This window comes from Halarsenatibacter silvermanii (assembly GCF_900103135.1).
GTDB classification, from domain to species: domain Bacteria; phylum Bacillota; class Halanaerobiia; order Halanaerobiales; family Halarsenatibacteraceae; genus Halarsenatibacter; species Halarsenatibacter silvermanii.
This window is the reverse complement of the sequence record NZ_FNGO01000004.1, coordinates 45094-64983: the sequence shown is the minus strand read 5'-3', so window position 1 is coordinate 64983 and position 19890 is coordinate 45094. Positions and strand designations below refer to the sequence as shown.

Genomic DNA, 19890 nt, shown 5'->3' with positions numbered 1-19890 from the left:
CGATTTAAAAAATGCTGCACGTTAGGGGATAAAAGATGAAACTGAGCAAAATAGAAGAAAAAATTAAAACCTATATAGACGATCCGGATCTCTCATGGATTCGCAAAGCTCATGAGCTCAGCAGAGAGGCTTACAGAGGACAGTATAGAATTTCCGGTGAGCCCTTTGTAGAACATCCCCTGGGTGTTGCCTATATAATGGCTGAACTCGAGCTGGATCTGACCTCTATTGCCGCCGCTATTCTGCATGATATAATTGAAGATACCGAATTTTCGCGGGAAGACATCGCAGAAGAATTCAATCAGGAAATCGCTCTGCTGGTCGATGGTGTGACCAAACTCACCCGAATGGATTTCAAGTCCAGGGAAGAACAGCAGGCTGAAAGCCTGCGCAAAATGTTTCTGGCCATGTCCGATGATATCAGGGTGGTTCTCATAAAACTGGCTGATCGGCTGCATAATATGCGAACTCTCGGGTATATGAGAGAGGAAAAACAGATCGAGAAGGCCCGTGAAACTCTGGAGATTTATGCTCCGCTGGCTCACAGGCTGGGCATGTCCAGATTGAAATGGGAACTGGAAGATTTGAGTTTTCGGTACCTTAAACCCGAAATGTATTATGAACTCTCCAGAAAAGTGGCAGCCAACCGGGATGAAAGAAAAAAATATATTCAGCAGGCTATCGATCAAATTGAAAAAGCTTTGAAAGAGAATGATATTGAGGCCGATATTTACGGACGGCCCAAACATTTATACAGTATATATCAAAAAATGGAAGAAAAAGAGATCTCCTTTGAAGAGGTTTATGATCTGACTGCGGTTAGAGTTCTGGTGGATTCCGTCAGGGAGTGTTACGAAGTTCTGGGTATAATTCATGAGATCTGGAATCCCATGCCGGGCAGGTTTAAAGATTATATAGCCATGCCCAAATCAAATATGTACCAATCTCTTCACACTACCGTTATCGGTCCCCATGGTGATCCTCTGGAGGTGCAGATTAGAACGCCGGAGATGCATAGAACGGCGGAATACGGAATTGCAGCTCACTGGCGTTATAAAGAAGGGGGAAGTGGTGAGGAAGATTTTGAAGATAAGCTTTCCTGGCTCAGACAGCTGCTTGAGTGGCAGAAGGACCTGCAGGAGCCGCATGAGTTTATGGAGGCGCTCAAGGTTGACCTTTTTGAAGACGAGGTATTTGTGTTTACGCCCAAAGGAGACGTCATAAATTTACCCCGGGGAGCCACGCCGGTTGATTTTGCCTATTATATTCATACTGAAGTGGGGCATAATTGTGTGGGGGCCAAATCTAACGGCAAAATGGTGCCCCTGGAGTATGAGCTGGAAAATGGCGATATTGTAGAAATATTGACCTCCAGCGACAGCAGTCCTTCCCGGGACTGGCTTGAATTTGTACAGAGCTCCCGGGCCAAAAGTAAAATAAAAAGATGGTTTAAAAGGCAGAGAAAGGATAAAGCAAAAGCTCAGGGCAAAAAATCATTAAATCAGGCTATTGAGCGGGAAAATATAGAAATCCCCTCTTCTGAGCGAGAAGGAGTTCTGAAAGAGATTGCTGAAGATCTGAACAGGAAGGGTGTCGAAGCTCTTTTTGAGGGGATAGGTTATGATCAGATTTCGATCAGGCAGGTTTTGAAAAAAATCCCTGATGATTACAAGGAATCGGAAGATCTCGAAGAGCTCATTTCCGATAAAAAGAAAGATAAAAGAAGTTCCGGTCGGGGTATTCAGGTTAAAGGGATGGATGATATACTGGTAAGGATAGCTAAATGCTGCAAACCCGTCCCTGGAGACAGAATTGTTGGTTATATTACAAGAGGCCGGGGGGTTTCCGTTCATAGAGCTGATTGCCCTAATGTTAAGGAGATGAAGGGCGAGGACAGGTTTATTGAAGTCAACTGGAGCTCTTCTGAAAGTGATTCCTATGAAGTTGAATTGATGATTGAGGCTGTCAATAAGCAGGCTTTACTGAACGAGATAACTGGAGTAATAAGCAATGAGAAAATTGAACTTCATTCAGTCATGGCCGATACAGATAAATACAATCAAGCCTATATTAAAATAGATGTCGAGCTCAGCAGCAAAGAACACATGAAAGAGCTCATGACTAAAATTGAAAATGTTTCCGGAGTTTTGTCGGTCAGCCGGGCCCGACCCAGTTAGGAACCGATTATTGTGATTCCGGGGATTTTTTTGACACTACGATATTATACGAGGGGGTTTAGAGATGAGAGCTGTTGTACAGCGGGTTAATAGCTGTCAGGTATACGTTGATAATGAAGAAATCGGCAGCATTGATTCAGGATTGTGTGTTTTTTTAGGTGTTGGGGAAGATGACGATGCCGAAGATGCTGACTATCTCCTCGATAAGATTATAAATCTGAGGATTTTCGAAGATGATGACGGGAAGATGAACCTATCAGCTCTGGATCTTGACAGAGAGATTATGGCTGTATCTCAATTTACACTTTACGGAGATTGTCGTCAGGGCAGAAGGCCGGGATATAGCGATGCCGCATCAGCTGATAAAGCCAAAAAATTATACAATTATTTTGTCGACGAACTGGAAAAGACCGATCTTGATTGTGCCACCGGAGAGTTTAAGGCTTTTATGGAAGTTGAACTCAATAATGATGGTCCCGTAACAATTCTTCTGGACAGCAAAAAGAACTTTTAATCTCTGTAAATATGGAGGTAGATTTAACTTGCATATAGAAAAGCTGCAGCTGGGTCGAAATGCGACAAATTGTTATATAGTGGACTGCGATAATCAGGGCTTGATAATTGATCCTGGCTCTGAAGATTCAGCTAAAAGAATTATGGAAAAAATCACAGAGCGGGAGTATGATTACAAATATATAGTCAATACCCATGGTCATTTCGATCATATAGGAGCCAATGCGGTCTTAAAGGATGAGCTGGATCTGGAGATAGCTGCTCATAAAGAGGCAGCTTCTGCCCTGACCGATCCCGAAAAAAATTCATCTCATCTGATCAATAAAAAGGTAATCAGTCCTCCGGCTGATCGACTTTTAAGCGAAGGTGAAAATATCGAGGCTGGAGACTGCAAATTTGAAATTTATCACACTCCCGGGCATAGCCCCGGCAGCATAGTTTTATTTGAACCCGGAGAAGAAGTTCTTTTTTCCGGCGATGTTATTTTTCGAGGAGGAATAGGCAGAACCGATCTGCCTGCCGGGGACAGCAGTGAACTTAAAGAGTCTCTGGAAAGGATAAAAAAATTATTTCCATTGAACACCAGGGTCTTTCCCGGTCATGGTCCTGAAACCACGTTAAAAGATTTTTATGATTACGTATATCATCAGATATATTGACATTGATCGGCTCCTGAGTTAAAATTATAGTGAAGAACTTTATCCGAAGCAGTATAAAGAAAAAGGGAGTGTTTTAATTTTATGTTTGATAAATTGAGAAATTACAGCAGGTATATAGTTTATATTGTCGTGGTCTCTTTTGCTGTCGGTGGAGGATTTATGGGTTATGGCGCATTTTCTGGCTCTGATCAGAGCCCGGCAGACCAGGAAGCCATGAATATAGTGGCTGAGGTTGAAGGAGAAGAGATCAGCCGACATCGGTTGAACGAGATGCAGCAAAATTACGCCCAACAGACTGCTGATTTCACCAGAGCTCAAAATCTATCTTTTCAACACGGTATTTTGAGTTCGTTGATCGATGAGAGGTTGTTGATGCAAAAAGCAGAGGAGCTAGAAACTGATACAGAGGTAAGTCCGGAGGAGATCGATGAGGTTATCGATAATATTCTGACTCAGAACAATATGGAGATGGAAGAGCTGGAACAGATGCTGGCCCAGCAGGATATGTCGATTTCACAGCTGCAGGAAAACATCAGACGCTCTCTCGAACAGCAGAAGAAGATGGAGGGAGCGATGGATCATATTCAGGCTGGAGCAGAGGTGACTGAAGCTGAGGTTGAAGAGGCTTATCAGGAAGAATATGGAAATGGCGAGGATGAAGCCGATGAAGACCAGGAAGAGCTGAAAGAGGAGATACGCGAGGATCTGCTGTCTGAAAGAGAAGATGACATGCTGGATCAATGGTTGATGGAAGCGAGAGAGGAAGCTGAGATAGAAATCAAAGATCCGGTAATGCGAGCCATGGATCTTTTTGATAATGAAGAATTTGCTGCTGCAGCAGAAGAATTTTCCGAAGCGAGAGAGATGAGTAGAGATCCTGCTGTCGATATATATTATGCTCGTTCCTATCAGGAGCTGGGAGAAGCTGAAGAAGCTTATTCAGTTCTGGAGAGTGCTACCGATGTGCATCCGGAGGAATGGGAAATATATTATGAGTTTGGCGAGATTTATGCTGAAAACGATGAAGAGGAACTGGCCCTGGAGAAATACGAGAAAGCATCGGAGCTGGCCGGTCGCAATCTCATGGCCCGCTATCGGCTGAGCAATTCCTTTACCAGATTGGAAGAAAGTGAGCTGGCTCAGGAGGAAATGGATGAATTTGTAGAGCTGCAGGAGGAGAGGCAGGAGATCAGGCCTGAACAGGAAGCTATGGACGAGGAAGAGATGGAAGAGGTAGATCCGGATGAAATTGAAGTCAGTCCAGGAGAAGATGAACAGGTTGAATAGGTAAAAAAAGGTGGTAAAAAATGAAAATAAATTCACCCAGGGGGACTCAGGATATTCTGCCCCCCGATTCTTTTGATTGGCAATTTTTGGAAAACAAGGCCCATGAAATCAGTGAAAATTATAATTACCAGGAGATAAGAACACCTGTCTTTGAATATACCGAGCTTTTTAACCGGGGCATCGGGGAAGCTACCGATATCGTTGAAAAAGAGATGTATACTTTTGAAGATAGGGGCGGCCGCAGTATAACGCTCAGGCCGGAAATGACTGCCTCGGTGGTTCGTTCTTTTCTGGAAAATAAGATATACGGCAGGGCTCAGCCCACCAAATATTACTACATCGGTCCCATGTTCAGATATGAAAGGCCTCAATCCGGTCGTTACAGACAGTTTCATCAGTTCGGAGTTGAAGTTCTGGGCAGCAATGACCCGGATATAGATGTGGAATTGATGGCCATGGGCATCGATTATCTGGAAAAGCTGGGACTGAAAGATTTCTTCGTTGAGCTAAACAGTATCGGCTGTCCTGAATGCCGTCCCGATTACGTTGCAGATCTCCAGGAACATTTTTCCGAGCATGAGGAGGAACTGTGCTCCGACTGCAGACGCCGGCTGACGAGAAATCCTTTGAGGATTCTGGATTGCGATGAGTGCGCGGAGACGACCGGGAATGCTCCGGAAATACTGGATTACATATGCAGCCAGTGTCACGATCATTTTGCTCAGGTAAAAGAAGGTTTAGAGCAGCTTAAAATTGATTTTCATATAGAGCCCCATCTGGTGAGGGGACTTGATTATTATACAAATACAGTCTTTGAGGTAAAATCACACGATCTAGGAGCTCAAAATGCAATTTTTTCCGGGGGCAGATATAACGGGCTGGTCGAAGAAATTGGAGATCGGGATGTTCCCGGATCAGGCTGGGCGCTGGGATTGGAACGTCTTCTGCTGGTTCTGGAAGAGCAGAGAGACGAAGATATAAAATCCGATCTGGATGTTTATGTGATCAAGATCGGTGCCCGGGCTGAAAAATTATCATTGAGTCTGCTGCGCAAACTCCGCAGGGCGGGATTTTCAGCCGACACAGATTATGGAGATCGCAGCGTGGGCAGTCAGATGAAGGATGCTGACAGAAAAAACAGCGATTACAGCATTATAGTCGGAGAAGATGAGATACAGAAGGATTCTCTAACTCTCAGAGATATGAATACCGGCGAGGAAAAGATGATAGCACAGGATAAAATTGTCGATGTCCTGGCCGATAAAATTCAGTAAACATCATTGATAAGAGGTGAAATGAAATAAATGCAGAGCAGGGAAGCTGAAAATATAAACGTTGAAGAAGAATATAAAAGACGAACCCATAGATGCGAAGAGATAGGTACCGGTCTGACCGGAGAAGAGATCACAGTTAATGGCTGGGTGCAGAGATTAAGAGATCATGGCTCTCTTTTATTTATCGATCTGAGAGATCGTTCGGGCGTTATTCAGGTGGTATTTGATCAATCCGTCGATAAAGAACTTTTTGCAAAGGCTGAAAATCTGGGGAGTGAAGACGTAATCTCTGTGACGGGTATTATCAGCAGCAGGCCCGAAGAAAATATAAATCCCGAAATAACCACCGGAAAAGTTGAACTTGAGGCAGACAGGCTTGAGCTGATATCCCATTCTCAAACACCTCCCTTTGAAGTTGAGGATAAAACCCGGGCCACAGAGAGAGTGCGTCTTGAGCATAGATATCTTGACCTTCGCCGCCCCCGGATGCTGGAGATTATGAAAAAAAAGCATCAGGTTATGCAGGCTACCAGAAATTTTCTTTCGACCTCAGGTTACTGGGAAATAGAGACACCCATACTGACCAAAAGTACTCCCGAGGGTGCCCGCGATTATCTTGTCCCCAGCAGATTGCATCGAGGGAATTTTTACGCTCTTCCTCAATCTCCCCAGCTTTTTAAGCAGCTGCTGATGGCTGGAGGAGTTGAACAGTATTTTCAGATTGCCAAATGTTTTCGCGATGAAGACCTGCGTGCAAATCGTCAGCCTGAATTCATGCAGATTGATATAGAGACTTCATTTATAGATGTTGAAAGCTTTATGTCCGAAATGGAAAATTTGATGGGGGAGATATTTGCTGTTGCGGATATTGAAATACCCGAGAAATTTGATGTCATCAGCTATCAGGAGGCGATGGAAAGATACGGAAGCGACAGCCCTGATACCAGGTTTGATCTCGAGATTGAGGATCTTTCAGATATATTTTCTGATAGTGATTTTAATCTCTTCAGCGATACTATAGCTGAGGGCGGTACCGTCAGAGGCATTAAGCTTGCTGACGGAGCTGATATGAGCAGAAGTCAGATAGATAAATACGAGGATTTCGTGAAAGAGCTGGGAGCAGCTGGCTTGATTAATTTTGCTGTCAAGGAGACGGAAATTGCATCTCCAGTGGCTAAATTTATCTCCTCTGAAGAGCTAAAATCTCTCAAGAATAAGTTATCAGCTGAAAAAGGAGATATGATTTTTGTTATAGCCGGAGAAATCGATTTAACCCTTAAATGTCTGGGTGATTTGAGATTAAAACTTGCCGAAGATTATAGTCTTATACCTGAGAATGAATACGATTTTCTCTGGGTGGTGGACTTTCCGCTCTTCGGCTATAATAAAAAAGAGGATAGAATTGAATCCGAGCATCATCCTTTTGCCGCTCCCCTTCCAGAAGATGAGGAGATGATTTCGGAAAATCCTCTTGATGTCAGATCTCAGGCATATGATATGGTTATAAACGGCGAGGAGGTAGGCGGGGGCAGTGTCAGAATCAGCGATGCTGATCTGCAGAAAGAGGTTTTTGAGCTGTTAGGATTTTCTCCAGAAGAAGTTGAAGAAAAGTTTGGTTTTATGATAGAGGCATTAGAACACGGCGCCCCACCTCACGGAGGTATAGCATTTGGACTGGATAGGATTGTAATGTTATTGACAGGGAGTGACTCAATTCGTGATGTGATAGCTTTTCCCAAGACTCAAAATGCCAGCTCTCCCCTGACGGGAGCACCGGGTGAGGTTACTGGCAAACAGCTTGAAGAGCTGAACCTCAAAGTTGATGATAAGTAATATTTGCCTATATCTGCAATTAAAAGATGGATCTTCTTGTTATCAGTTGATAGATATAGTATAAGATCACTGTCATGACAATAATGGCTGGAAGATATAAAGCAAAGTGATACTCGAAATTTTTCGAGATTCAGGTTAAGTCCATGGCCAAAAAATAGTGTCCCCGGCTCAGGAGGTGCCGGGCTGAGCGGGAGCTCAGGGATGAGCTTTTGCGAAGGAAGCGCAATTTTTTGGCCGAAAACTAAACTTATGCCGGGGAAAAATTTCATTGTGAACGCAGCTTTATATCTTACAGCACAACTAAATGAGGTTTTTACACACCTTTTAGCCAACTGAAGACAAGAAGATCCTAAAAGATAAACAGATCGGAGGATTGTAAAGATGAATCTCTTCGCCAGCGTAGATCACAGCGATCAAAAACCTCTTGCCTTCAGAATGCGACCGGAATGTTTCGATGAATTATATGGCCAGCATCATCTAACCTCTGAAGGTAAGCTTTTGAGAAGAATGATAGATTCCAATCGACTTCAGTCGATGATACTTTACGGTCCTCCGGGCAGCGGCAAGACCAGTCTGGCGAGAGTGATAGCTGAAAACACCGATTCAGAGTTCAAAAAGGTAAATGCCGTTACTTCCGGGGTCAAGCAGCTCAGAAAGATCATAGCGGCAGGAAAAGATAATCTTCAGATGCATCAGCAAAATACTATATTATTTATAGACGAAATTCACAGATTTAATAAAGCTCAACAGGATGCCCTTCTTCCTTCTGTAGAAGAGGGGTATATTATTTTGGTTGGAGCAACCACAGAAAATCCTTATTTTGAAGTTAACTCTCCCCTGCTTTCTCGAGCAAGAGTCTTTAAACTGCATGAGCTGAGCAGTGAAGATATAAAAAAAATAGTTCTGCAGGCATTAAATGATGAGCAAAGAGGACTGGGGGATAAGGACGTGAAAATAGGGGAAGAAGAATTGAAATTTTTGGCCGAAGCTTCCCGGGGAGATGCCAGGACGGCTTTAAACTCGCTGGAGATTGCGGTTTTATCAACAAAGCCCGATGATTCAGGTGCTATCAAAATAGACATCGAGATACTTGAAGAGTGTCTTCAGGAAAAAAGGAAACAGTATGATAAAAGCGGAGATAAACATTATGATATAGTTTCTGCCTTTATTAAAAGTATCAGAGGTTCGGACCCTGATGCAGCTATGTTCTGGCTGGCAAGAATGATAGAGGCAGGAGAGGATCCCATGTTCATAGCCAGGCGGATTATAGTTCATGCTGCTGAGGATATTGGTCTGGCTGATCCCCGCGCTTTGAATATCGCCATTTCAGCTGCCAGAGCGGTCGAGTATGTGGGTATGCCGGAGGCAAGATTGCCTCTGGCGGAGGCTGTTTTATATCTGACAACTGCTCCTAAGTCCAATTCCACCATAAAGGCTGTCGATAATGCCCTGGAGTATATTAGAAAAAATGATCCCGGACCGGTCCCTGACCACCTGCGCGACACTCATTACAGCGGGGCGGATGATCTGGGCCACGGAGAGGGGTATAAATATCCCCACAATTATCCAGATAACTTCGTAGAACAAAATTATCTGCCCGATATGCAGGGAGAACTCGAATTTTATAACCCCGATGGTCAGGGGCGTGAAAAAAAGATTAAAAAATATCTGAACTATTTGAGTGAGGACGAAGGAGAAAGAAATAGTGACAGTGGATAGAATGGATGGTGAAGATCAATATAAAACTATAAGCCGGAAAAACAGAATAGAATCCAGGGTGAAGGGCAGCCGATTCATAGCTACGACTTTCCCCTGTTTTTCTCGCCAGGAAGCTGAGGGGGCTGTCAAAAACGTTAAAGCTGAGTTTTCTGATGCCACTCATAATGCTTTTGCTTTTCGAGTTTTTAATAAAGGGAGTTTGGAGGAAGTATCTGATGATGACGGTGAGCCTGCTTCCAGCGCTGGTCCTCCGATTCTGCAGCGGCTTCAGGGTGAAAATCTCTTAAATGCTGCAGTTGTAGTTACCAGATATTTTGGGGGAACAGAGCTCGGAATAGGTGGTCTTATCAGGGCTTACGGGGAGGCTGCCGGCCGGTCTATAAAAACTGTGGAAAAAGTTGAGGTCAAGAAATATTTGCAGTTCTCCTGCCGGGGCAGCTATAATCATATAGGCGAGGTTATAAATCAGCTGGAAAAAAGAGAAATAGAGATTAAAAATCGAGGCCACTGTCAGGAAGGATTTGTTCTTAAAGGTGAGATGCCCCTGGAATTTGAACAGGTTTTGAGGAGTGAGCTGAAAAACATTACGGGAGATAAAGTGAAATTAGAAATCATCGATAGTTTTTTCAGGCGGATTGATTGACAATCAGTAATAATTATGGTAAACTTAAGTTGACAAATTAGGTCAAGTTTGAGAGGTGTAAAAATGAAAATATCTACAAGAGGAAGATACGGGTTGAGGGCGCTTGTCGACCTCGCTCTTCATGAAGATGGTAAAGCCATACCTCTTAGAAAAATATCGGAGAGAGAATATATCGGAGCAATATCTTGAGCAATTATTCGCCAGCCTTAGAAAAGCCGGTATAGTTTCCAGTGTCAGAGGAGCTCATGGAGGATATCTTCTCAATGAAGATCCGGACGAGATCACCGCCGGAGATGTAATAAGAGTACTCGAAGGCCCTATTCAACCGGTCAGCTGTGTAACGGATGACTTTAAGTGTGAACAGGAAAAAGAATGTGTAACTCATGATTTATGGTTGCTTTTAAGCGAGCAAGTTGGTGAGGTTCTCGACTCCTATACCCTGTCGGAACTTGTACAAAAAGCGGAAAATCTTAAGTATGGTTCGGAAGAAAGTGAGTAGTTTGTAACCTATCGTGAATTTGAGGTGATTAACAATGGAAAACAGATACTATTTTGATCACGCGGGCACCTCTCCTCTCGACGAAGAAGTTTTAGAAGCTATGAAGCCTTATTTTTTGGAGAAATACGGAAACCCCTCGAGTATCTATCAGGAAGGCCAGGAAGCTGATAGAGCTGTTGAAAAGGCCCGGCAGCAGGTGCAAAACCTTATAAATGCGGAAAAAAGCGAGGAAATTATATTCACAGGAAGCGGGACTGAAGCAGACAATTTAGCGGTAAAAGGGGCAGCAATTGCCAGGGAGAACAGAGGAAAGCATATAATCACTTCTGAAATCGAGCACCATGCTGTTCTTCATACCTGTGAATATCTTGAAGAAAATCGTGATTATGAAGTTACTTATCTTTCTGTTGACGAAGACGGTTTAATAGATTTAGAAGAACTCAAAGAAGAAATTCGCGAGGACACAACGCTTATATCTATAATGATGGCCAATAATGAAATAGGAACAATTCAACCAGTGAAGGAAATTGCCGAAATAGCTGATAAACGCGATATTATTTTTCATACAGATGCAGTTCAGGCTGCGGGGCAGCTGGAACTGGATGTGCAGGAGCTAGGAGTGGATTTGCTATCTCTATCAGCTCATAAAATTAACGGCCCTAAAGGCGTGGGAGCATTGTATCGCAGTAAAGGGACTAAATTAGTTCCTCAAATGAATGGAGGAGCCCAGGAAAATAAACTCCGGGCCAGCACCGAAAATGTTCCCAACATTGTTGGCTTTGGAAAAGCAGCTGAACTGGCCCTAAAAAGACTCCCGGAAAAACAGGAAAAATTACAAAATTTGCGTGATAAAATTATTGATAGAGTAAGAGAAGATATAGATGATGTTATATTGAACGGACCTGAACCCGGCAGCGGCTGCAGACTGCCGAACAATGTTAATTTTTGTTTCAGATATATCGAAGGTGAATCGATACTTCTTAATCTTGATATGGAAGGGATAGCAGCTTCTAGCGGTTCAGCCTGTACATCCGGTTCTTTGGAGCCTTCTCATGTATTGCTGGCACTCGGTCTCAGCCATGAAGTTGCTCATGGATCATTAAGATTGACACTGGGTTATAGCAATACGGAGGAAGAAGTTGATTATTTGCTGGAGGTACTTCCTGAAGTTATCGAAAGACTCAGGGAGATGTCTCCTCTGTATGATTAAATATTACTCATAAAAGAGTGAGTTTTGTAGTGGAATATATAACATCCAGTCAAATCTTCGGGAGATGATAAAATGTATTCTGATAAAGTTATGGATCATTTTCAAAACCCCCGGAACATGGGTAAAATAGAAGACGCTGATCTAATAGGAGAAGTGGGGAATCCGACCTGTGGAGACATCATGAAGATCTATATGAATATCGATGATGAGGAGAAAATCACCGATATAAAGTTCAACACTTTTGGTTGTGGAGCTGCTGTAGCAACCAGCAGTATGGTTACCGAACTCGTCATGAATAAAACCTTAGACGAGGCTGAGGAAATCTCCAACGAGGAGATTGCTGAATCTCTGGACGGTCTTCCCCCTGCCAAGATGCATTGTTCTAACCTTGCGGCAGATGCTGTCAAGGATGCTATCGAAAAGTACAGAGATCCAGAAAAACAGTCAGGAGCAGGACATGTCGATCATGCTGAGGAACTGCAGCAGGACGAAAAGGTGGCGGAATAATTTTTACAAACTTTGGTATATAAGGCGGCGGGTGATTAAATGACAAAAGTTATGGTAGCTATGAGCGGCGGTGTTGATAGTTCTGTCACCGCCGCTATTTTAGATGAAAAAGGCTTTGATGTTATCGGTGCTACTATGAAAATCGTTCCTGATTTTGTGAAAGAGAGCCATGAACAGGAGGGGAGCTGCTGCGCAATTTCGGATGCCAAAAAAGTTGCGGCAGCTCTGAATATTCCTCATTACAGCTTTAATTTTAAAAAAGAGTTTTCTGAGAGAGTTATAAATAATTTTGTGAAAGAATATACCAGCGGTAGGACTCCCAACCCCTGTGTTGTCTGCAACGAGGAGTTGAAGTTTTTTGAGCTTTTACGTCGTTCCCGGGAAGCCGGCTGCCAGTATCTGGCAACCGGTCATTATGCTTTGAAGGCAAAATCCAATTCCGGAGATAGAATTCTGTTAAAAAAAGGCAAATCGCTGGATAAAGATCAAAGTTATATGCTATATCGGCTGGATCAAAAACAGCTAAAAAGATCTTTATTTCCTCTGGGAAATTATGAAAAGGGTCAGGTTAGAGAGCTGGCTCAAAAGTTTGATCTTCCAGTATCTGATAAACCTGACAGCCAGGAAATTTGTTTTGTACCTGATGATGATTATAAGAAGTTCCTGGAAAGATATTTTTCTGAACCTGGAAAAACAGGACCAATTTATTATGTCGATGGCGAAAAAATAGGAGAGCATGAGGGTCTTTATAATTACACGATCGGGCAGCGTAGAGGCCTTGGTATTTCTCTTGATCATCCTGTTTATGTGGTTGAAATAGATAGTGACAATAATGCCCTGATAGTGGGACCTCGAAGCGAGCTCAACTTCAAAGGTTTAAAAGTTAAAAAATTAAACTGGATACCATTTCAGAAGCCCCCCCAGTATTTAAAGGCTGATCTAAAAGTAAGATATAATGCTGATCCCGTAAAATCTATAATTGAGCCAGTATCTTCAGATCAGGCCATAGTATTTTTCCAGGAACCTGTCAGAGCAGTTGCTCCCGGCCAATCCGCCGTTTTTTATCGCGAGGATTTAGTGGTGGGGGGAGGCTTAATAGAGAAAGGGTTTAGGATTAAGAAGATCTAAAAAAAAATTGCTATAAGGCTTGACATGTAAGTCTTTGAATGGTATTCTATTAATCGTCGAGCGGGAAAGGAACTCTTTTTTAAATTGTTTTCTGCTCGAGAAGCAGATAAGAAAAGTTTGGAAAACAAATGACAGATTAGCTCTTGACAGATGATAGTTAAAATGCTAAAATTGATTGTGGATTGAAGATAGAATTTAAGGATTTTGGGCCTATAGCTCAGACTGGTCAGAGCGCACGCCTGATAAGCGTGAGGTCAGTGGTTCAAATCCACTTAGGCCCACCATTTGGGGGTATAGCTCAGCTGGGAGAGCGCCTGCCTTGCAAGCAGGAGGTCAGCGGTTCGAATCCGCTTACCTCCACCAATTAGAAATAAATTTTTAAAATAAATTTTGCTATTTCCGGTGACAAAAGCGGAGGGGAAACACCTGTTACCATTCTGAACACAGCAGTTAAGTCCTCCAGCGCCTATGGTACTGCAGAGGCGACTCTGTGGGAGAGTAGGTCGTTGCCGGATAATAATTTTTATTTTCGCTCCCCGATAGCTCAGCTGGTAGAGCAAGTGGCTGTTAACCACTGAGTCGCAGGTTCGAATCCTGCTCGGGGAGCCATTTTTGTTTGATTAGAATTTTTTATTCAAAAGTTAGTAAATTAATTTGAAAAGACAGCAGTTACAGCAGTTAAAAGATTGTATTTTAAATGTTTATTTGATAATATGCTATTTAGATTGGATTTTTGGCAGGAGGAGGTCGTAACTTTGAGGGAATTTAATGAAGAATGTTTTTTTGAATTTAGAGAGAAAATGGATGAGAGAATTATGGATATTGATAATTTACAGATAAAGAGATTTTTTAATCTGGATAAAAAGGTTTATGAGGAAGGCGAGCTGGATAGAAAAACTAAAGAGATGATGGGACTTCTTGCTTCCTTGATTTTAAACTGTGATGACTGCGTGAGATATCATATTAATGAATTACATAATTTAGAGGTAACTGAAAAAGAGCTGGGAGAGATCTTCAGCATCAGTCTGATTACAGGCGGCTCGGTAGTTATACCCCATCTAAGGAGGGCAGTTAATTACTGGGATGAATTGAAGTCTAATACTGATGAATCGAAAAGAGCGGGCAGTTATGAGATATATACAGACGGCGCCTGTCAGGATAATCCAGGTCCCGGCGGATTTGCAGCCATAATAATGCAAGAAGGGGAAGAAAAAGAGGCTATATCCGGAGGGGTAGATGAAACCACGAATAATAGAATGGAGCTCAGGGCGGTAATCGAAGGTTTGAAAAGCTTTGAGCATGGCAGCAGCATTGCTCTATATAGCGATTCCAATTATGTGGTTAAAGGACTTGTTAAATGGCTGGATAACTGGAAGGAAAATGGCTGGAGCACTTCTTCTGGCAATGAGGTCAAGAACAAGGATCTATGGCTTGAGCTTGAGAATCTGCGGCACAAGTATGATCTGTCTGTTAACAAGGTAAAAGCGCATGCTGACAATGAGCTTAACAATAGAGCTGATGAGCTGGCCAAGAAAGCTATTCCTCAATCTGAACTCAAGGGAGAAAAATAAAAAATCCCCGCTTCTTTAAGCGAGGATTTGTCGGGACGAAGCACAAAATTGCCTTACTTCTGACAATCAGGGCAGAGTCCGTAAAATTCCAGCCTGTGCTTGTTGACTTCAAAAGGAAAGTTATCTTCGACACTGGAATTTAATTCATCCTGTACTTTCATATCGAGATCATAAATTTCTTCGCATTCGCTGCAGTGAAAGTGATAATGATTTTTTGAACAGCCGTCAAATCTACTGTGAGTGCTACCATAATCAAGAACCATAATCTCATCCATCTCTTCTAATACATTGAGGTTACGATAAATTGTTCCCAGACTGATATTGGGGATTTCTTTCTTTACTTCCTCATAAATTTCATCAGCAGTAGGATGAGAGTCGGTATTTTTCAAAACTTCCAGAATAGCTTTCCTCTGTTTTGTCATACGAGTATTTTTGGGCATTATGGTTACCCCCCAACGTTAAAAAAATTTATAATGGTTATTGCTATTAGTATTATAACAGTAATACATGCTGACTGCAAATTATATTATGAAAAATTCAAAAATATGAATTAAGGGATCTTCCAGTACAAATAAATGAGGTTTTACACACCTATTAACCAACCGAAGACAAGAAGATCCGAATTAAGAAGATCCTAATTAAGAAAGGAGAGTTAAGATGTCTGAAAAAAAAGGCAGAATTTTGACCGGTGATCGACCAACAGGAAAACTTCATCTGGGCCATTATGTTGGGAGTTTGGAGAATAGAATTAAACTATCAGAAGAATACGAAACTTTTATAATAATTGCAGATGTACAGGCTTTGACAACAAATTTCGACGAGCCTGAAATGCTGGAAAAAGATGTGATGCAGGTGACAGAGGATTATCTGGCTGCAGGTATCGATCCTGAAAATGTCACTATATGTGTTCAATCGATGATTCCTCAAATTGCTGAACTAACAGTTATTTATTCCATGCTGGTAACCGTTAATCAGCTGGAAAGAAATCCTACTGTCAAGGCCGAGGCAGAACAGCACAATTACGAAGAAATGACATATGGTTTTCTTGGCTATCCGGTAAGTCAGGCTGCAGATATCACGTTTTGTCGTGCTGATCTGGTTCCTGTTGGAGAAGATCAAATTCCTCATCTCGAACAGACTCGAAAAATTGTCAGGAAGTTTAACAATCTTTACGGAGAAGTATTTCCTGAACCTGAACCAAGAATCGGTGATTTTCCCAGGCTTATCGGTCTCGATGGAAAAGCTAAAATGAGCAAAAGCCTTAATAACGCTATTTTTCTTTCAGATACCCGGGAAAATGTAAAAAACAAGGTCAGCCAGGCAGTTACCGATCCGGCTCGTGTCAGACTCGATGATCCCGGCCATCCAGAAGACTGCCCTGTTTTTGAGTATCACAAAGCTTTTAATGAAGAAGAGGTCGAGGAGATTAGAGAAAGCTGTCGCGAGGCAAAAATAGGATGTGTTGCCTGTAAGGAGAGGCTTGCTGAAAAAATTAATCAATTTTTGGAGCCGATGAGGGAACGGAGGAAAAAATATAAAAATAATCCTGATCTGATCGAGGAGATTCTTTATTCTGGAACGAAAAAGGCCAGAAAAGAAGCTGAAAAAACGATGGAGAAGGTTAGAGAGGTTATGGAAATAGATTATTTCTAAATTATCCAGCCCGGGAGGAAAATGTTTTGAATTTCACTAAAGTATGCCTGTTGTTTGGAGGCCAATCACATGAACATAAAGTATCCATAATGTCAGCCAGGTCAGTTTTCGCTCAGCAGGAAGGCCTGGATAATTTTGAGTTTCATCCTACAGCGATAACCCGGAATGGTTTTTGGCTCAGTGAAGCTTTATCTAAAAAGATTTTAAACAGCGACACAAAAGAGATCCCTGAGGAATACGAAAAAAAGTATTCTTCTAGCTGGCAGAGCATTAAAGAAAATTTTGATGAAAAAATTGACTTAGCTTTTCCACTTTTGCACGGTCCATTTGGAGAAGATGGAACCATTCAGGGTTTTTTGGAGACTTCAGATATCCCTTATGTAGGCTGCGATGTTACAACTTCTGTTCTCGGCATGGACAAAATTTATCAAAAAAATATTTTAGAAAATCAAGGATTCCCTCAGGCTAATTATATTTCTTATAACAACTTGAAAAATATATCGGCAAATAATGATCTAAGCAAAAGATTGGATGAGGAGGTCTCAGAAAAAACAGGCTATCCATGTTTTGTTAAGCCATCACGGCAGGGTTCCAGCCTTGGTATAAGCAGAGTCAGGTCGGCTGATGAACTAAACCAGGCTTTGGAAAAAGCTTTAAAGTACGACGATAGAGTTTTGATCGAAGAATCTATTGCCGGCAGGGAGATCGAGTGCTCTGTTTTAGCTGAAGATGAAGAATGTAAAGCCTCTGTTCCTGGAGAAATAATACCCGCGGGTGATTTTTATGATTATAAGTCTAAATACCTTACTGACGAAACTGAATTAATTACGCCGGCAGAATTAAGTTCTGAAATTGAAGAAAATATACGCTCGCTTTCCTGCGATTTATTTCGTAATCTCGGAGGAAAAGGTTTTGCCAGAATAGACTTCTTTTTGACCTCCGGGGAAAATGAAGTATTAATTAATGAGATAAATACCATCCCGGGTTTTACCAAAAGAAGTATGTATCCTAAAATGTGGCAGGAAAGCGGACTTGACTATGTTAAACTTCTTCAAACCCTGTTCTACACGACTTTAAAGAACTGATATTAACTCAAACTTTTTTACTGTTTTCTATCAAAACTCCTACAATGCGTGCGATTGCGGCCATTTCCCCTGTTTTTTAACAGGGGAATATTTTATTTAAGTTTATTGGATAGAGAGGAGTTTTTTTCTTTTTGTAGAATACTAAAAATAAGCAGTGGTGAAAAGTGGTGAATTGTGGAGTGGAGGGGTGGATAGCTTATGTTTATGGGAGAATATCATCACAAATTGGACAGCAAAGGACGGGTAATTATGCCCGCCCAGTTTCGTGAAATTCTGGATGACAGTTTTGTCATTACCAGAGGGCTGGATAATTGTCTTTTTCTTTACCCACCTCCTGAATGGAAAAAACTAGAAGAAAAACTCAACTCTCTTCCCCTCACCAAAAAAGATGCCAGAACTTTTACGAGATTTTTCTTATCCGGTGCGAGTGAATGCTCCTTCGATAGTCAGGGAAGAATTAGTCTTCCGCAGAATTTGCGCAATTACGCAAATTTAGATGAGGATATTGTTATCGCCGGAATAGGCCGCAGAATTGAACTCTGGGCCAGTGACCGCTGGGAGGACTTTTTGCAGGATGCCGAAGAATCACATGAGGATATAGCTGCTACTCTTGAGGGGCTTGAGATTTAAAATTTATTCTGACCAGTTTGATCGTGGTAAGGAGTGAAAATTTTGGGGAATAAAGAGCAAGATCATATTCCTGTTCTTTTGGATAAAGCAGTCAATTATCTTAATATAAAAGAAGATGGTATTTACATAGATGCTACCCTGGGCCGCGGAGGACATGCGGGTGAAATTTTGCATAAACTGGACGAAGAAAAGGGGCAGTTTTTGGGAATAGATAGAGATAAAACTGCTGTTAATTTCTGTCGTGATAAATTTTCCGATCATAAAAATGCTGAGTTTTTCCACGAAAATTTCGTAAAGTTGCCGGATATAATTCGAGATAAAGGTTTGGCAGGGGCAGACGGAATATTGTTCGACCTGGGAGTTTCTTCCCCTCAGATCGATAATCCCGAGCGAGGTTTTTCATACAGCAGCCCAGCTCCTCTCGATATGAGAATGAATAGAGATAATAATATTACCGCAGCTGATATCATCAATAATAGATCTAAAAAAGAGATCAGCAGAATATTAAAAGAATACGGAGAAGAACGCTGGGCAGAGAGAATTTCAGAATTCATCTGCAGGCGCCGGAAAGATCAGGAAATCGAAACCACTGAAGAACTCGTGGAAATTATTAAGGATGCTATTCCAGCTTCGGCCAGAAGAAAAGGAGGACATCCTGCCCGCAGGACATTTCAAGCTTTGAGAATTGCGACAAACAAAGAGCTGGAATCTCTGGAAAAAATAATGAAAAAGCTGCCAGGATTGCTTGTTCGAGAAGGTAGAGTCTGCGTCATCTCTTTTCATTCTTTAGAAGACAGGATCGTCAAACATAGTTTTAAAGAGCATGCCCGCGAATGCACATGTCCGCCGGATTTTCCCATATGTCGATGTGAAAAGGAAAAAGAGCTAGAAATAATTACTAAAAGCCCGGTCAGGGCTGATGAAAAGGAGGTTGAAAAAAATCCCAGGGCCAGGAGTGCGCGATTGAGAGCTGCTAAAAAATTGTGATTTAAAAGCTGAGATTATTTTAAGAGAAAATAATTTATCCATAAAGGGGGTGCAGCTATCTTGAGGAAAGGTCATTTTTCTGGAGAAAGGTTTATTAATGGCCTGCAGAAGATTATCGATTTAAAAAATCAGGATAGAAGTGCAATGATAATATTTTTGATGATTTTTATTATGTTGATTCTGCCTATGAGCATTATAATAACTCAGTCTTTGAGAATTGTCGATCTTAATTATCAGGTGGAAAACCTCGAGGAGAATTTATCCGAAGTTCAGGCAGAAAATTCTCAAATTGAAAGACAGATTGCGGAGAAAAAGAATCTGGAAAGGATCGAAAGATTAGCAAGAGAAGAATTAAACATGGTTGAGGCTGAAAATACCAGGGATTTAGCTCTTACACCGCAGACGGAAGAATCTCAGGTTCTGGCAGCGGGGGAAGCTGATAGCACAGGAATATTTGAGGAGTTCGTGCAGGTCTTTCGCAGGGCAGCAGCGGCTTCTTTCGACTGATGAAAAGA

18 protein-coding genes, 3 tRNA genes, 1 rRNA gene and 1 pseudogene are annotated in these 19890 nt (G+C 41.9%); 22 read left to right on the top strand and 1 reads right to left on the bottom strand.

Annotated features, from left to right (window positions below):
- Positions 1 to 35: 35 nt before the first annotated feature.
- The 17 genes and pseudogenes from BLT15_RS03000 (at position 36) to rnhA (ending at position 15020) form a co-directional block, all read left to right on the top strand.
- Positions 36 to 2177, top strand: coding sequence for a RelA/SpoT family protein (locus tag BLT15_RS03000; protein WP_089758522.1), 2142 nt, complete (start codon positions 36 to 38; stop codon positions 2175 to 2177).
- Between the two features lie 64 nt (positions 2178 to 2241).
- Positions 2242 to 2691 carry a D-aminoacyl-tRNA deacylase gene (dtd, locus tag BLT15_RS02995; protein ID WP_089758520.1) on the top strand — a complete coding sequence of 150 codons (450 nt, stop codon included), beginning with the start codon at positions 2242 to 2244 and terminating at the stop codon, positions 2689 to 2691.
- Positions 2692 to 2719: 28 nt separating this feature from the next.
- Positions 2720 to 3349 (top strand): MBL fold metallo-hydrolase, encoded by a 630-nt coding sequence (locus BLT15_RS02990; protein WP_089758519.1) that lies wholly within the window; start codon positions 2720 to 2722, stop codon positions 3347 to 3349.
- 81 nt (positions 3350 to 3430) lie between these two features.
- Positions 3431 to 4636, top strand: a complete 1206-nt coding sequence (locus BLT15_RS02985) for a SurA N-terminal domain-containing protein (RefSeq protein ID WP_089758517.1) — start codon at positions 3431 to 3433, stop codon at positions 4634 to 4636.
- 20 nt (positions 4637 to 4656) lie between these two features.
- Complete coding sequence (gene hisS, locus BLT15_RS02980) at positions 4657 to 5910, top strand: histidine--tRNA ligase (protein ID WP_089758515.1); 1254 nt, start codon at positions 4657 to 4659, stop codon at positions 5908 to 5910.
- A gap of 30 nt (positions 5911 to 5940) precedes the next feature.
- Positions 5941 to 7743 carry an aspartate--tRNA ligase gene (gene aspS / locus BLT15_RS02975; RefSeq protein WP_089758513.1) on the top strand — a complete coding sequence of 601 codons (1803 nt, stop codon included), beginning with the start codon at positions 5941 to 5943 and terminating at the stop codon, positions 7741 to 7743.
- Positions 7744 to 8124: 381 nt separating this feature from the next.
- Positions 8125 to 9462 carry a replication-associated recombination protein A gene (locus BLT15_RS02970; protein ID WP_089758511.1) on the top strand — a complete coding sequence of 446 codons (1338 nt, stop codon included), beginning with the start codon at positions 8125 to 8127 and terminating at the stop codon, positions 9460 to 9462.
- Positions 9449 to 10105, top strand: coding sequence for an IMPACT family protein (locus tag BLT15_RS02965; RefSeq protein WP_089758509.1), 657 nt, complete (start codon positions 9449 to 9451; stop codon positions 10103 to 10105). Before BLT15_RS02970 ends, BLT15_RS02965 begins: the two co-directional genes overlap by 14 nt.
- 63 nt (positions 10106 to 10168) lie before the next feature.
- Positions 10169 to 10604 (top strand): annotated as a pseudogene (locus BLT15_RS02960) (RrF2 family transcriptional regulator).
- Positions 10605 to 10638: 34 nt separating this feature from the next.
- Positions 10639 to 11814, top strand: a complete 1176-nt coding sequence (gene nifS, locus BLT15_RS02955) for a cysteine desulfurase NifS (protein WP_089758507.1) — start codon at positions 10639 to 10641, stop codon at positions 11812 to 11814.
- A gap of 72 nt (positions 11815 to 11886) precedes the next feature.
- Entirely contained in the window at positions 11887 to 12321 is a 435-nt protein-coding gene (nifU, locus tag BLT15_RS02950; protein WP_089758505.1) for a Fe-S cluster assembly scaffold protein NifU, read from the top strand.
- A 39-nt stretch (positions 12322 to 12360) separates the two neighbouring features.
- The gene (mnmA, locus tag BLT15_RS02945; protein ID WP_089758503.1) at positions 12361 to 13449 is read left to right on the top strand and encodes a tRNA 2-thiouridine(34) synthase MnmA; all 1089 of its coding nucleotides are present in this window, start codon (positions 12361 to 12363) and stop codon (positions 13447 to 13449) included.
- A 206-nt stretch (positions 13450 to 13655) separates the two neighbouring features.
- Positions 13656 to 13733, top strand: a tRNA-Ile gene (locus tag BLT15_RS02940).
- Positions 13734 to 13736: 3 nt separating this feature from the next.
- Positions 13737 to 13812 (top strand) — tRNA-Ala (locus tag BLT15_RS02935).
- Positions 13813 to 13847: 35 nt separating this feature from the next.
- A 5S ribosomal RNA gene (gene rrf, locus BLT15_RS02930) occupies positions 13848 to 13964 on the top strand.
- An 18-nt stretch (positions 13965 to 13982) separates the two neighbouring features.
- Positions 13983 to 14058: transfer RNA gene (locus BLT15_RS02925), tRNA-Asn, on the top strand.
- 146 nt (positions 14059 to 14204) lie between these two features.
- Entirely contained in the window at positions 14205 to 15020 is an 816-nt protein-coding gene (gene rnhA / locus BLT15_RS02920) for a ribonuclease HI (protein ID WP_234985479.1), read from the top strand.
- A gap of 53 nt (positions 15021 to 15073) precedes the next feature.
- On the opposite strand, the gene BLT15_RS02915 is transcribed toward rnhA, so the two are convergent.
- Positions 15074 to 15460 carry a Fur family transcriptional regulator gene (locus BLT15_RS02915; RefSeq protein ID WP_089758501.1) on the bottom strand — a complete coding sequence of 129 codons (387 nt, stop codon included), beginning with the start codon at positions 15458 to 15460 and terminating at the stop codon, positions 15074 to 15076.
- A gap of 217 nt (positions 15461 to 15677) precedes the next feature.
- On the opposite strand from BLT15_RS02915, the gene trpS reads away from it, so the two are divergent.
- The 5 genes from trpS (at position 15678) to BLT15_RS02890 (ending at position 19882) form a co-directional block, all read left to right on the top strand.
- Positions 15678 to 16673 (top strand): tryptophan--tRNA ligase, encoded by a 996-nt coding sequence (gene trpS / locus BLT15_RS02910; RefSeq protein WP_089758499.1) that lies wholly within the window; start codon positions 15678 to 15680, stop codon positions 16671 to 16673.
- A 26-nt stretch (positions 16674 to 16699) separates the two neighbouring features.
- Complete coding sequence (locus tag BLT15_RS02905) at positions 16700 to 17758, top strand: D-alanine--D-alanine ligase family protein (protein WP_089758497.1); 1059 nt, start codon at positions 16700 to 16702, stop codon at positions 17756 to 17758.
- 198 nt (positions 17759 to 17956) lie between these two features.
- Positions 17957 to 18388, top strand: a complete 432-nt coding sequence (gene mraZ / locus BLT15_RS02900; RefSeq protein ID WP_089758495.1) for a division/cell wall cluster transcriptional repressor MraZ — start codon at positions 17957 to 17959, stop codon at positions 18386 to 18388.
- Positions 18389 to 18430: 42 nt separating this feature from the next.
- Positions 18431 to 19375 carry a 16S rRNA (cytosine(1402)-N(4))-methyltransferase RsmH gene (gene rsmH / locus BLT15_RS02895; RefSeq protein ID WP_089758493.1) on the top strand — a complete coding sequence of 315 codons (945 nt, stop codon included), beginning with the start codon at positions 18431 to 18433 and terminating at the stop codon, positions 19373 to 19375.
- Positions 19376 to 19435: 60 nt separating this feature from the next.
- A complete protein-coding gene (locus tag BLT15_RS02890; protein WP_089758491.1) occupies positions 19436 to 19882 on the top strand; it encodes a septum formation initiator family protein in 447 nt (148 codons plus the stop codon).
- Positions 19883 to 19890 lie beyond the last annotated feature (8 nt).

Excerpts from the sequence above, each read along its gene's own strand:
- BLT15_RS02985 (WP_089758517.1), top strand. The coding sequence starts at position 3,431 with ATGTTTGATAAATTGAGAAATTACAGCAGGTATATAGTTTATATTGTC.
- mraZ (WP_089758495.1), top strand. The coding sequence starts at position 17,957 with ATGTTTATGGGAGAATATCATCACAAATTGGACAGCAAAGGACGGGTA.
- BLT15_RS02915 (WP_089758501.1), bottom strand. The coding sequence starts at position 15,460 with ATGCCCAAAAATACTCGTATGACAAAACAGAGGAAAGCTATTCTGGAA.
- aspS (WP_089758513.1), top strand. The coding sequence starts at position 5,941 with ATGCAGAGCAGGGAAGCTGAAAATATAAACGTTGAAGAAGAATATAAA.
- BLT15_RS03000 (WP_089758522.1), top strand. The coding sequence starts at position 36 with ATGAAACTGAGCAAAATAGAAGAAAAAATTAAAACCTATATAGACGAT.
- trpS (WP_089758499.1), top strand. The coding sequence starts at position 15,678 with ATGTCTGAAAAAAAAGGCAGAATTTTGACCGGTGATCGACCAACAGGA.
- hisS (WP_089758515.1), top strand. The coding sequence starts at position 4,657 with ATGAAAATAAATTCACCCAGGGGGACTCAGGATATTCTGCCCCCCGAT.
- dtd (WP_089758520.1), top strand. The coding sequence starts at position 2,242 with ATGAGAGCTGTTGTACAGCGGGTTAATAGCTGTCAGGTATACGTTGAT.
- nifU (WP_089758505.1), top strand. The coding sequence starts at position 11,887 with ATGTATTCTGATAAAGTTATGGATCATTTTCAAAACCCCCGGAACATG.
- nifS (WP_089758507.1), top strand. The coding sequence starts at position 10,639 with ATGGAAAACAGATACTATTTTGATCACGCGGGCACCTCTCCTCTCGAC.
- mnmA (WP_089758503.1), top strand. The coding sequence starts at position 12,361 with ATGACAAAAGTTATGGTAGCTATGAGCGGCGGTGTTGATAGTTCTGTC.
- BLT15_RS02970 (WP_089758511.1), top strand. The coding sequence starts at position 8,125 with ATGAATCTCTTCGCCAGCGTAGATCACAGCGATCAAAAACCTCTTGCC.